This window comes from Acidovorax sp. CCYZU-2555, from assembly GCF_018413525.1.
GTDB lineage: Bacteria > Pseudomonadota > Gammaproteobacteria > Burkholderiales > Burkholderiaceae_C > Comamonas.
Window position 1 is genome coordinate 44,721 of the sequence record NZ_JAHCDD010000031.1, and the last position, 13,109, is coordinate 57,829.

Here is a 13,109-nt window from a genome sequence, read left to right on the forward strand (position 1 = left end):
CAGCGCCGATCCAAATATCAGGTTTGGCGCTATTGCCGGTTGGTGTCAGATAGCCAAGAATAGGCATCGACATGAAACACCTGATCCATACCCTCGAGGGCCGTCTGGCCCCGTTGCCGGTGGCGGTTGCCGTCGAGTTGCCTTCGGGTGAGCTCGTCGGCCGTACGCCCACCGAGGTGGTGCTGCGGTTTCGCTCGCTCGCACCGCTCGCGGCCCTGGCCGCAGGCCATATAGGCACGCTGGGCGCGGCCGTGGTCGAAGGCCAGGTCGAACTCGAAGGCCATGTGCGCGACATCATGCGCGCGGCGTCGGCGCTGCTGCAGTCCGACCCTGTGCGCGGCACGTCGAGCTGGTGGTCGCAGATCATGGCGCGCACGCGCTCCATGGCGCTGCACACCGTGGCGCGCGACGCCGAGCAGATTGAATTCCATTACGACCTGTCCGATGATTTCTATGCGCTGTGGCTGGACCCGCGGCGCGTCTATTCCTGTGCCTACTACCGCCGGCCCGACATGACGCTGGCCCAGGCCCAGGAAGCCAAGCTCGACCATATCTGCCGCAAGCTGCAGCTGCGCGCGGGCGAGCGCTTTCTCGACATAGGCGCGGGCTGGGGCGGACTGCTGCTCTGGGCTGCCGAGCATTACGGCGTGCAGGCCCATGGCATCACGCTGTCGCGCAACCAGCATGCGTATGTGAGCCAGCTGATCGCGGCGCGCGGACTGCAGGACCGGGTGCGCATAGAGCTGCGCGACTACCGCGAACTGCGGCCCGACACCCCGTTCGACAAGATCGCCTCGGTGGGCATGTTCGAGCATGTGGGCCAGGCGCAGATGCCGGCCTATGCCGACACCGTGCGTCGCCTGCTGCGCCCCGGCGGGCTGGCGCTGATCCATGGCATCACCGCGGGCGGCGTCGACAACGTCGAGGTCGGCGCGGGCATGGGCGAGTTCATCAGCCGCTACATCTTTCCCGGCGGCGAACTGCTGCATGTGAGCCGCGTATTGCACGTGCTGTCGCAAAGCGGCCTCGAAATGGTCGACACCGAGAACCTGCGGCCGCATTACGCACGCACGCTATGGGCCTGGTCCGACGCGCTCGAGGAGCAGCTGCCCCGCGCACAGCGTATCCTTGAGCAGCAGACCGACGGCGAACGCGGCGCGCGCGCGCTGCGAGCCTACCGGCTGTACCTGGCGGGTTGTGCCATGGGCTTCGAGCGCGGCTGGATCGCGCTGCACCAGATGCTCGTGACCCACCCCGACGGCCAGATGGGCAGCGGGGCGTTGATTGGCGCCCAGTCTGAATACCCGTTCAATCGCGAATACATGTACACCGAAGGAATCGCATGCCCTACAAGTTCAAATCCCGTGCCACCGCAGATCTGATCATGCTCGACGCCAGCGCGCGCAAGCTGCTGGCCATCGTCGGCAAGGACGCCGACGGCCCGGGCATCATCACCGCGATGCAGATTCCGGGCGCGCTGGCCGCGCTGGAGCAGGCCGTGCTCGCCGAGGAAGCCCAGCGCGCCGCCAGCGGCGAGACGCAGGACGCCGACGATGGCGCGCAGGACGACGAAAACGACGCACCCGCGGGTGCCGCCGACGGCGTGAGCCTGCGCCAGCGCACGGCGCCGTTCATCGACATGCTCAAGCGCAGCGGGGCCGAGGGGCGCGATGTGACCTGGTGAACCTGGCCCCCCACGTTCGCCCACTGCGTGTGGCTCTCTGCCCCCCCAAGGGGGGCGCGTTTTGCCTTGGGACGGCCATGCAATTGCCCAGACAAAAAAAACCGGCCCACAGGCCGGTTTTTTCATGCGCAAGCGCGATCAGTCGGCGTAAGCGCCTGCGGCCTTGATGACCTTGCCCCAGGTTTCGATTTCGGATTGCACGAACTTCTTGTGGCCTTCGGGCGAGACGCGCGCGTCGGAAGCGATCACCGCACCGAGCTGCTCTTCCTTCTTGATGAAATCGGGTTCCTTCATCGCCAGGCGCATTGCGTCGTTGATCTTCTTGGTCACGGCCGCGGGCGTGCCCTTGGGCGCGTACAGGCCGTGCCAGACCGTGACCTGGAAGTTCTTCAGGCCGCTTTCGTCCAGCGTGGGCAGGTCCTTGAGCGCTGGCGTGGTCAGGCGCTTGGGCGTGGTCACGCCGTAGGCCTTGACCTTCTTGGATTCGATCTGGGCCGTGGTGTTGGTGGTCTGGTCGCACAGCAGGTCGACCTGATTGCCCATCAGATCGGCAATCGCGGGCGCCGCACCCTTGTAAGGCACGGGCGTCATTTCGATCTTCAGCGTCGACTGCAGCATCAGGCCGCAGAGGTGGGATGCCGAACCGACACCGGCGTTCGCCAGGTTGACCTTGCCCTGGTTCTTGCCGATCCAGGTGATCAGGTCCTTGTAGTTGTCGGCGGGCAGCGTGGGCTTGCCGATCAGCGTCATGGGCACGTCGTTGATGATGCCCAGGTATTCGAAGTCGTTGAGCACGTTGAACGACAGCTTGCGGTACAGCGTGGGCACGGTGGCCATGCCGATGTGGTTCAGCAGCAGGGTATAGCCGTCAGGATTGGCGCGTGCCACCTTGGCGATGCCGATCGCACTGCCGGCGCCGGCCGAATTGTCGATCACGATCGTCGCATTGTTCAGGTGTTTGCGCATCGAGTCGGCCAGATCGCGGGCCACGCGGTCGGTCGGGCCGCCGGCGGTGAAAGGCACCACGATGGTGATGCTCTTGCCTGCGGCGGGAAATTCCTGGGCTTGAACTCCGGTGGCGGCGACAGCGGCCAAGGCGATAGTCGCCAGCTTGAACAACTTCTGCATGAATAGGCTCCTTAGGGACGTTCATGATAAGAACGAATGCCGAAATCGCTCCCGCGGAAAAATAAGTGTTTTCCCTGAAAACACGCAAGAAAAATGGACCTGGATTGATCCAGGTCGTCTTCAGCGGTAGCTGCGCGCGTCTTCGATCACCACGCCGTCGTTGGGCAGCGCCCCCGGCGCCAGCGGCCGCACGTCGCAGCGCAGCTTGGTCAGGTCGCGTACGCAGGCCTCGATCTGCAGCAGCAGCGCGGGCTCGGTGTCCTGGGTCTCGACCAGCAGTTCCATGGAATCGTTGGCCATTTCGCCGCGCACCACGAGGCGTGCGCGCTGTACCTGGGCGAAGCGCTGCACTACTTGGTGGACCTGGGCCGGGTGCACGAACATGCCGCGCACCTTGGTGGTCTGGTCGGCGCGGCCCATCCAGCCGCGAATGCGCACATTGGTGCGGCCCGTGGGGCAATGACCGGGCAGCACGGCCGACAGATCGCCGGTGCCGAAACGTATCAGCGGGTAGCCGGGGTTGAGCGTGGTCACGACCAGTTCGCCGACTTCGCCGTCGGGCACGGGGTCGTTGGTGCCGGGGCGCACGATTTCGACGATCACGTTCTCGTCGACCACCAGGCCTTCGCGCGCCGAGGTTTCATAGGCGATCAGTCCCAGGTCGGCGGTGGCATAGCACTGGTAGCCCGCGACGCCGCGCTCGGCCAGCCAGTCGCGCAGCGACGGCGGAAAGGCTTCGCCCGACACCAGCGCCTTGTGCAGGCTGGGCAGGGGCTGGCCCAGGCTTTGCGCCTTTTCGATCAGGATGCGCAGGAAGCTGGGCGTGCCGATATAGCCCGCGGGGCGCAGCTCGGCGATCGCCTGCACCTGCTGCTCGGTCTGGCCCGTGCCCGCGGCAAACACCGTGCAGCCCAGCGCCTGGGCGCCGGTTTCCATCATCGCGCCCGCGGGCACGAAGTGGTAGCTGAAACTGTTGTGCACCAGCTCGCCCGGGCGAAAGCCCGCGGCGTGGATGGCGCGCGCCATGCGCCAGTAGTCGCTGCCGCAGCCTTCGGGCTCGTAGATGCCGCCGGGGCTCGAGAACACGCGCGGCATGCGCGCGCCGAAATCGAGCGCGCTGAAGCCGCCGAACGGGGTGGTGGCGCGCTGCGCGATCTGGCGCTCGAGCAGCTGCGACTTGCGTGTCACGGGCAACCGGGCCAGCGCGGCGCGGGAAGTGACTGCTGCGGGATCGATGCCCGCGAGTATTTCGGCAAAGGCGGGCGACGCGTGCTGCGCATGCGCGATCTGCGGCGGCAGCGCCGCCATCAAGGCCTGTTCGCGGGTTTCGGGCGCGCGCGCTTCCAGCGCGTCGTAATGATCGGTCATGAAGAATTCCTTGGCTACGGGATGTCGCGGGAGGCAGGCCCTTCGACAAGCTCAGGGCGATCGGGGAAAAACCGTTCGTCCTGAGCCTGTCGAAGGATGAACGTCCACGCTCTATGCAAAGACGCGTTGGGCAGATGCATGCATGGCATCACGCCAGCCAGCGCTTGCGCCGCTTGTAGCTCTTGACGTCCTTGAAGCTCTTGCGTTCGCCGCCGCCCATGCCAAGGTAGAACTCCTTGACGTCTTCGTTGCTGGCGAGTTCGGCCGCGGGGCCGTCCATCACGATGCGGCCGCTTTCCATGATGTAGCCGTAGTCCGCATAGCGCAGCGCCATGCTGGTGTTCTGTTCGGCGAGCAGGAAGGTGACCTGCTCGCGCGTATTGAGGTCCTTGACGATGTTGAACACCTCTTCGACGATCTGCGGCGCCAGGCCCATCGAGGGTTCGTCGAGCAGCACCATGCGCGGGTTGCTCATCAGCGCGCGGCCGATGGCGCACATCTGCTGCTCGCCGCCCGAGGTGTAGGCGGCCTGCGAATGGCGCCGGGTCTTGAGGCGCGGAAAGTAGTTGTAGACCTTCTCGAGGTTGGCCGAAATCTCGCCCGCATCCTTGCGCGTATAGGCGCCGGTCAGCAGGTTTTCCTCGATGCTCAGGTGGGCGAAGCAGTGCCGGCCTTCCATCACCTGGACCACGCCGCGGCGCACCAGGTCCGAAGGCGTGAGGTTGGCGATCTGCTCGCCTTCGAGCACGATGGAGCCCTTGGTGACTTCGCCGCGTTCGCCCTTGAGCAGGTTGGACACGGCACGCAGCGTGGTGGTCTTGCCCGCGCCATTGCCGCCGAGCAGCGCGACGATGCTCTGGCGCGGCACCTGCAGCGACACGCCCTTGAGCACCAGGATCACATGGTTGTAGATGACCTCGATGCCGTTGACCACGAGCAGCGGCTCGGCGGTGGCAACGGCGGCGGCGCCGGGCGTGGGGGCAGTAGTTTCAGACATGGGAACAGCCTCGCTGGAGAAATCGAAAAAGGGGCCCGGGCGCCGACCGGGCGCCATGCAGGGCCCGGCCGGCGCGCAGCGCCATCAGTTGCAGCTGCGTGGGGTGACGTTCTTTTCCTTGGCGTACTTGTCGGCGTACTCCTTGACCAGCGGATCGACCATGGACTTGTCGGCCTGGTACCAGTCGGAGACCACGGTCCACTTGGCTCCATCCCATTGCGCGATGCGCGACCAGTCGGTGCCCAGGTGGTTGGTGCAGCTGGTCTGGATGGGGCGCAGGATCTTGCCGAAGCCCAGCGCGTTGAGCTTTTCCTGCGTCAGGTTCAGGTTTTCCAGGCCCCAGCGCACCTGCTCGGGCGACATGACCTTGCCCTTGCCGTATTTCTCCTGCGCGGTGCGTATGGCTTCGACCTGCAGCATGGAGATCACCATGCCGCGGGTGTGGGCCATCGCGCCGACGCCGGTCGCGCTCGATGCCGTGCCCTGGCCCTTGTCGTAGACCGCGGACTTGACTTCGTCATGCACCTTGTCGTGCTCGGCCGTGTTGTGGATGGTCACGGTGTTGTAGCCCTTGGCACCCGCGCCTATGTCCTTCACGTCGTGGTCCGAGCCGGCCCACCAGATCGCGTAGATCTTGTCGCGCGCGAAATTGGTCGCCTGGGCTTCGCGTATGGCCGTGGGCGTCATCACACCGGCCGACCACAGCAGCACATAGTCGGGGCGCTGCTGGCGCACCTGCAGCCAGGTCGATTTCTGCTCGACGCCGGGCGCGGTCACGGGCAGCAGCAGCAGCTCGAAGCCTTCCTTGGCGGCGCGCTTTTGCAGCAGCGGAATCGGTTCCTTGCCGTACGGCGAGTCGTGGTAGACCAGCGCGATCTTCTTGCCCTTGAGGCTGCCTTTTTCCTTCTTCAGGATGTCCTGGATGATGGAATCGGCTGCGGTCCAGTAGTTGCCCAGCAGCGGGAAGTTCCATTCGAACACCGAGCCGTTGGCCGACTGCGACAGGCCGTAGCCCATGGTCACGATGGCGCGCTTGTCGCCCGGCGCCTTGTCGCTCACGGCGAAGGTGATGCCGGTGGATTGCGGATCGAAGCCCGAGGCGCCGCTGCCCTTGTTCTTCAGGCGCTCGTAGCATTCGACGCCCTTGGCGGTGTCGTAGGCGGTTTCGCATTCCTCGTAGGCGATCTTCACGCCGTTGACGCCGCCCTTGGCGTTGACCAGCTTCAGGTAGTCCTGCTTGCCGTCGGCCCATGGAATGCCCAGCGGCGCGAACTGGCCGGTGCGGTAGACCAGCAGCGGAACGAATTGCTCCTGGGCCATGGCGGCGGGGGCCGCGACCAGCGCCCCGAATCCCAGGGCCGCGGTGGCGGCGGCGAGCGCAGCTTTCTTGAACATCATGTTTTGTCTCCTAAGGGTTTTACGGACTGGATCACTGGGAGGGATCGGGCACTTCTGTACGAGTGCTTCAAGCGACGACTCAATGCGGGAAAGGCCAGAGCCGCAGTTTCTGCTTGGCGGTGGACCACAGCCGGGCCAGGCCGTGGGGTTCGACGATCAGGAAGAAAACGATCAGCGCGCCAAAGATCATGTGTTCGAGGTAGGTCGCCGTGGCCGTCGACAGCGACAGGCCCAGCCAGTGCGGCACATGCGTGAGCACCAGCGGCAGCAGCACGAAGAACGCCGCGCCGAACAGGCTGCCCATGATGGAGCCCAGGCCGCCGATGATGATCATGAACAGCAGCTGGAACGAGCGGTCCAGGCTGAACGCCGCGGGTTCCCAGGCGCCCAGGTGGACGAAGCCCCACAGCGCGCCGGCGATGCCGACGATGAACGAGCTGACTGCGAAGGCGCTGAGCTTGGCGTAGACCGGGCGGATGCCGATCACCGAAGCCGCGACGTCCATGTCGCGCATCGCCATCCAGTTGCGGCCCGTGGCGCTGCGCACCAGGTTCTTGGCCAGCAGGCCCAGCACGCACAGCAGGCCCAGGCACAGCAGGTATTTCTCGGCGGGCGTGTCGATCACCCAGCCGGCGATCGACAGCTGGCCGGCGCTGACCGAACCCGACGACGAGTTGTTCGTGACCCAGGGCGCGCGGCTCGCGAGCCAGTCCATGAAGAACTGCGCGGCCAGCGTGGCGACGGCCAGGTACAGGCCGCGGATGCGCAGGCTGGGCAGGCCGAAGATCACGCCGAACGCCATCGCGCACAGACCGCCGCCGAGCAGCGACAACAGCAGCGGCATGCCTTCGATGCGCACCTGCAGGTTGTAGGCCGCGTAGGCACCCACGGCCATGAACGCGCCCGTGCCCAGCGAAATCTGGCCGCAGTAGCCGACGAGGATGTTGAGCCCCATCGCGGCCAGCGCCATGATGAGGAAGGGAATCAGCACGGCCTGGAACGTGTAGTCGCTGACGCTCATGGGCACGATCACGAAGGCCAGTACCAGAATGGCGAGAATCGCGATCCTGTCCTGGGCAATCGGGAAGATCTGCTGGTCGGCCGCATAGCTGGTCTTGAACTGGCCGTTTTCACGATAGAACATGGGGAACTCCTGAAACGGTCGTCAAACGCGGTCGATGATCTTGTCGCCAAACAGGCCTTGCGGGCGCACCAGCAGGAAGGCCAGGGCCAGGCCGTAGGCAAACCAGGTCTCGATGCCGCCGCCGACCATGGGGCCGATATAGACCTCGGAAAGCTTCTCGCCGACACCGATGATCAGTCCGCCGACGATGGCGCCGGGAATCGAAGTCAGGCCGCCGAGAATCACCACGGGCAGGGCCTTCAGGGCCACCAGCGACAGCGAGAACTGCACGCCCAGCTTGGAGCCCCAGATGATGCCGACCACCAGGGCCACGCCGCCGGCCACCGACCAGACGATCACCCAGATGCGCGACAGCGGAATGCCTATCGATTGCGCCGCCTGGTGGTCGTCGGCCACGGCGCGCAGCGCGCGGCCGGTCTTGGTCTTCTGGAAGAACAGCGCCAGGCCTATCACCAGCAGCGCGGCGATGCCGGCCGAGTAAAGGTCTTCCTGGCTCACGAGCAGTCCGCCCTCGAACGTGCCGGGCAGGATGAAGATAGGGTCCTTGGGCATGCCCACGTTGATGCTGTAGACCTGGCTGCCGAAGATCAGCGGGCCCAGGCCGTCGAGCAGGTAGGCGATGCCCAGCGTGGCCATCAGCAGCGTGATCGGCTCCTGGTTGACGAGGTGGCGCAGCGCCAGGCGCTCGATCAGCCAGGCCACGACCACCATCAGCGCCAGCGCGACGATGATCGCCAGCAGATTGCCCAGCATGCCGGGCGCTATGCCCAGCCACTGGGGAATCCATTCGGAAAAGCGCGCCATTGCCAGTGCCGAGAACAGCACCATCGCGCCCTGCGCGAAGTTGAACACGCCGGACGCCTTGAAGATCAGCACGAAGCCCAGCGCCACCAGGGCGTAGAGCATGCCGACCATCAGGCCGCCAAAAAGGGTTTCGAGAAAGAATGCCATGGGGGCTGCTCCTGCTTAATGCGCGTTGCCCAGATAGGCGCGGATGACGTCGGGGTTGTTGCGCACGGCGAGCGGCTCGCCGTCGCCGATCTTCTTGCCGTAGTCGAGCACGACCACGCGGTCCGAGATGTCCATCACGACGCCCATGTCGTGCTCGATCAGCACGATGGTCGCGCCGTATTCGTCGTTGACGTCGAGGATGAAGCGGCACATGTCCTGCTTTTCCTCGACGTTCATGCCGGCCATGGGTTCATCGAGCAGCAGCACCTGCGGCTCCATCGCCAGCGCGCGGCCCAGGTCGACGCGCTTTTGCAGGCCGTAGGGCAGCTGGCCCACGGGCGTCTTGCGGTAGGCCTGGATTTCCAGGAAGTCGATGATGTGCTCGACGAACTCGCGGTGGCGCGCTTCCTCGCGCGCCGCCGGACCCACGTGCAGCGCCTGCATCAGCAGATTGCTTTTGATCTTCAGGTTGCGGCCGGTCATGATGTTGTCGATCACGCTCATGCCCTTGAACAGCGCCAGGTTCTGGAACGTGCGCGCCACGCCCATTTCGGCGACCTGGCGGCTGTTCATGTGCGAGAAGGTCTTGCCGCGGAACGTGATGCTGCCTTCGGACGGCGTGTAGACGCCGTTGATGCAGTTGAGCATCGAGCTCTTGCCCGCGCCGTTCGGTCCGATGATGGCGCGGATCTCATGCTCGCGCACATCGAACGAAATGTCGGTCAGCGCCTTGACGCCGCCGAAGCGCAGGCTGAGGTTGTTGATGTCGAGAATGACATCGCCAATGGGTTGGGTGCGCATGCGATTCCTTAGGCGGCGGCCCGGGCGGGGGCGAAAGTCTTGGCATCCAGCAGGTTGAGCGTCGCGCTCAGGTTGCCGGTGCGCCCATCCTCGAACTTGACCTGGGTGGTGATGAATTGCTCGGTGCGGCCCGCGTAGAGCGCGTCGACCAGAACGCCGTACTTGTCGGCGATGAAGTTGCGCCGCACCTTGCGCGTGCGCGTCAGCTCGTCGTCGTCGGGGTCCAGTTCCTTGTGCAGCACCAGGAAGCGCGCGATCTGCGTGCCGGCCATGCCGTCTTCGCTCGCCAGGTCGCCGTTGACCTTGGCGATGCACTCGGCGATCAGCGCCTGCACCTGGGGCTTGGATGTCAGATCGACATAGCCGCCGTAAGGAAGGCCCTGACGCTCGGCCCAGTTGCCCACGGCCTCATAGTCGATGTTGATGAACGCGCAGACCTGGTCGCGCTGGTGGCCGAAGCACACGGCTTCCTTGATGTGCGAGAAGAACTTGAGCTTGTTCTCTATGTAGTTGGGCGCGAACATCGCGCCGGCATTGGTCTTGCCCACGTCCTTGGCGCGATCGATGATGCGCAGGTGGCCGTCGGCGTCGATCACGCCCGCGTCACCGGTGTGGAAGAAGCCCTGCTCGTCGATGGCTTCGGCCGTCGCGTCGGGGCGCTTGTAGTACTCCTTGAGCACCGACACGCCGCGCACCAGCACTTCGCCGTTGTCGGCGAGTTTCAGTTCGATGCCCGGCGCGGCCTGGCCCACCGTGTGCAGCTTGACCTGGCCGTTGTGCTGTATGCAGACATAGGCGCAGGTTTCGGTCTGGCCGTAGAGCTGCTTGAGGTTGATGCCTATCGAGCGGAAAAAGCGAAACAGATCGGGGCCGATGGCCGCGCCGGCCGTGTAGGCCACGCGGATGTGCGACAGCCCCATCACGTTGCGCAGCGGACCGTAGATCGCGAAGTCGCCGAGGCGGTAGAGCACGCGGTCCAGAAAGCCCACGGGCTTGCCGTCGAGAATGTCCGAGCCCACGCGCTGGGCCAGCTTCATGCAGCGCTCGAACAGCCAGCGCTTGGGCGCGGCCGCGTCTTCCATGCGAATGGAGACCGAAGTCAGCATGCCTTCGAAGATGCGCGGCGGGGCGAAGTAATAGGTGGGGCCGATCTCGCGCAGGTCGATGGACACCGTCGCCGCCGATTCGGGGCAGTTGATGGTGAAGCCTGCGACCAGCCACTGGGCCAGCGAGAACAGATGGTCGCCGCACCAGGCGGGCGGCAGATAGGAAATGACGTTGTCGTTGGCGTTGAGGCCGTCGACCTGGGCGCCGCCGGCCGCGGCCTGCACGAAGCTCGAATGGGTCTGGCACACGCCCTTGGGCTTGCCCGTGGTGCCCGAGGTGTAGAGGATGACCGAGACGTCGCTGGGCTGGACTTCGGACAGGCCGGCTTCCCAGGCGCCAGGGTGGGCTGCGTCCCATTGGGCGCCGCGAGCGATCAGCTCGGCGGTGCTGATCAGGCCGGGCTGGTCGTAATGGCGCAGGCCGCGCGGATCGTCATAGATGATGTGCTGGATGCCGGGCACCGACTCGCGTGCTTCGAGCAGCTTGTCGACCTGTTCCTGGTTCTCGGCGAACGCGAACGTGATGTCGGCGTCCTGCAGCACGAAAATCATTTCGGTGGCGACCGCGTCCTGGTACAGCGGAATCGGCACGCCGCCCAGGCTTTGCACGGCGACAAAGCCCATGTAGACATGGGGACGGTTGTCGCTGATCAGCGCGAGGTTCTGGCCGCGGGTGAAGCCCAGCGTCTTGAGTCCGCAGGCGAAGTGGCGCACTTCCTGTGCGACCTGCTGCCAGCTCCAGGTCTGCCAGATGCCGTATTCCTTCTCGCGCAGCGCAGGCGCGCCCGGGCGTTCGGCGGCATGCTTGAGCAGCAAATGCGGGAACGTGGTGGTCATTGCGTTTCCTCGGAAAGTGAACAGCCTGGGCTTGGCATAAGCAAAGGCGGATATTGCTTGGTTGTGCTCGATCTTAGGAAGGCGTTTGACGCCTTTTTGTCTTGGCGGCGACAATCCGGGGGAAACTCCTCAGCGGGAAAACGCGCGCCATACCAGTTCCGTCGCCGCCGCAACCGGTGGGAAATCCCCGATCCGCAACTTGGGGTTTGCGCGCCATGCTCATGCACATGAGCCATGACATGTCCTTGCACCAGCGCCGCCGCGAACCCACGCCCCAGGAATTGCGCAATATCTCCTGGCTCAGCGTGCTGCAGCCGCATGAGCGCGCGCGCGCCGAGGCCGCGCTGCTGGTCGGCGACGCCTTGCCCGGCGACTACATCTGCCGCGTGGGCCGTCCCGTGACCTACTGGTTCGGCCTGGTCGAAGGCCTGCTCAAGATCTGCGCCGACAACGACCAGGGCCAGACCGTGACCTTCACCGGCGTGCCGCCGGGCGGCTGGGTGGGCGAGGGCACGGCCGTCAAGCGCGAACCCTATCGCTACAACATCCAGGCGCTGCGCAAGAGCGTGGTCGCCGGCCTGCCCATAGACACTTTTCACTGGCTGCTGGACCATTCGCTGACCTTCAACCGTTTCGTGCTCGAACAGCTCAACGAGCGGTTGGGGCAGTTCATCGCGGCGCGCGAAAACGACCGCATGGGCAACCCCGAAGTGCGCGTCGCGCGCAGCCTCGCGGCGTTCTTCAATCCCGTGCTCTACCCGGGCATGGCCCAGGTGCTGCGCATCACCCAGCAGGAGCTCGCGTACATCGTGGGGCTGTCGCGCCAGCGCGTGAACGAGGCCCTGGCCAATCTGCAGGACCAGGGCGCGATACGCATCGAGTACGGCGGCCTGCGCGTGCTTGACCTCGCGGCGCTGCGCAATGCGCAGTTCATGGCGGCGGCGCAGCCCGAAGGCGTGATTGCCCCTGTGCTTAGCTAGGCTAATTGCCGCGACGCGCGCCGCCACGGGCAGGGGCTGCAGAGGGTGGCTGCTGGTTTCTACCGTCATCTAGGTTACATAACGTGTGGTAACGAGCAGCCACGGGGCAGGGCGGCGACAATAGCGGCAAATGTCTTCCTCCCCATCTTCCCCCCGCACGCCTGGCTCCGGCCCGCGTGCCACCCTGCGCATCAACTCCCAGCCGGCATCGCCGGCGCCCGCTCCCCGTTCGTCGGGTGGCGGTGCGGGAGGCCGCGCAGGCAAACCCGGTGGCAGCCGTGATGGCGCCGCCCGTTCTTCCGCTCCCTATGGCGACCGCCAGCGCGGCCCATCGGGCGCACCGCGCTTCGAACGTCGCGATGATCCGCGTGGCGGCCCGCGTCAGGGCGGCCCACGCCAGGATGGCCCGCGTTCCAGCGGTCCGCGTGAAGGCGGCGGCTTTGGTCGTCCCGATGGCGCGCCGCGTTTCGAGCGTCGTGATGATTTCCGTGGCGCACCGCAAGGTGGCGGTCCGCGCCAGGACGGTCCGCGCTCCAGTGGCCCGCGTGAAGGTGGCGGCCGCGAAGGCGGCGGCTTTGGTCGTCCCGATGGCGCGCCGCGTTTCGAACGACGCGACGATTTCCGTGGCGGACCGCGTCAGGACGGTCCGCGTTCCAGCGGTCCGCGTGAAGGTGGCGGCCGCGAAGGCGGCGGCTTTGGTCGTCCCGATGGCGCG

12 protein-coding genes are annotated in these 13,109 nt (G+C 65.7%); 4 read left to right on the plus strand and 8 right to left on the minus strand.

Going from position 1 to position 13,109, the window contains the following annotated elements:
* Window positions 1-71: 71 nt before the first annotated feature.
* Entirely contained in the window at window positions 72-1,382 is a 1,311-nt protein-coding gene (locus tag KHY18_RS12710) for a class I SAM-dependent methyltransferase (protein ID WP_213300219.1), read from the plus strand.
* Window positions 1,343-1,684, plus strand: a complete 342-nt coding sequence (locus KHY18_RS12715) for a DUF1840 domain-containing protein (RefSeq protein WP_213300221.1) — start codon at window positions 1,343-1,345, stop codon at window positions 1,682-1,684. Before KHY18_RS12710 ends, KHY18_RS12715 begins: the two co-directional genes overlap by 40 nt.
* A 138-nt stretch (window positions 1,685-1,822) precedes the next feature.
* Here the strand turns inward: KHY18_RS12715 and KHY18_RS12720 are convergent, their stop codons facing one another.
* From KHY18_RS12720 to KHY18_RS12755, 8 genes are all read right to left on the minus strand, one after another.
* Window positions 1,823-2,812 carry a tripartite tricarboxylate transporter substrate-binding protein gene (locus KHY18_RS12720; protein WP_213300223.1) on the minus strand — a complete coding sequence of 330 codons (990 nt, stop codon included), beginning with the start codon at window positions 2,810-2,812 and terminating at the stop codon, window positions 1,823-1,825.
* A 120-nt stretch (window positions 2,813-2,932) separates the two neighbouring features.
* Window positions 2,933-4,180, minus strand: coding sequence for a phenylacetate--CoA ligase family protein (locus tag KHY18_RS12725; protein WP_213300225.1), 1,248 nt, complete (start codon window positions 4,178-4,180; stop codon window positions 2,933-2,935).
* A gap of 148 nt (window positions 4,181-4,328) precedes the next feature.
* Window positions 4,329-5,177, minus strand: a complete 849-nt coding sequence (locus KHY18_RS12730) for an ABC transporter ATP-binding protein (RefSeq protein WP_213300227.1) — start codon at window positions 5,175-5,177, stop codon at window positions 4,329-4,331.
* 84 nt (window positions 5,178-5,261) lie between these two features.
* A complete protein-coding gene (locus KHY18_RS12735; protein ID WP_213300229.1) occupies window positions 5,262-6,575 on the minus strand; it encodes an ABC transporter substrate-binding protein in 1,314 nt (437 codons plus the stop codon).
* Between the two features lie 79 nt (window positions 6,576-6,654).
* Entirely contained in the window at window positions 6,655-7,719 is a 1,065-nt protein-coding gene (locus tag KHY18_RS12740) for a branched-chain amino acid ABC transporter permease (protein WP_213300232.1), read from the minus strand.
* A 21-nt stretch (window positions 7,720-7,740) separates the two neighbouring features.
* Window positions 7,741-8,670, minus strand: a complete 930-nt coding sequence (locus tag KHY18_RS12745; RefSeq protein WP_213300235.1) for a branched-chain amino acid ABC transporter permease — start codon at window positions 8,668-8,670, stop codon at window positions 7,741-7,743.
* Between the two features lie 15 nt (window positions 8,671-8,685).
* Window positions 8,686-9,471, minus strand: coding sequence for an ABC transporter ATP-binding protein (locus KHY18_RS12750; protein ID WP_213300237.1), 786 nt, complete (start codon window positions 9,469-9,471; stop codon window positions 8,686-8,688).
* An 8-nt stretch (window positions 9,472-9,479) separates the two neighbouring features.
* The gene (locus KHY18_RS12755) at window positions 9,480-11,414 is read right to left on the minus strand and encodes an AMP-dependent synthetase/ligase (RefSeq protein WP_213300239.1); all 1,935 of its coding nucleotides are present in this window, start codon (window positions 11,412-11,414) and stop codon (window positions 9,480-9,482) included.
* A gap of 227 nt (window positions 11,415-11,641) precedes the next feature.
* Between KHY18_RS12755 and KHY18_RS12760 the strand changes: the two genes are divergently transcribed.
* On the plus strand, window positions 11,642-12,394 hold the full coding sequence (locus KHY18_RS12760; RefSeq protein ID WP_213300241.1) for a Crp/Fnr family transcriptional regulator: 753 nt from the start codon (window positions 11,642-11,644) through the stop codon (window positions 12,392-12,394).
* Window positions 12,395-12,702: 308 nt separating this feature from the next.
* Window positions 12,703-13,109 (plus strand): hypothetical protein (locus KHY18_RS12765; RefSeq protein ID WP_502768821.1); only part of this gene is annotated, 407 nt, incomplete at its 3' end.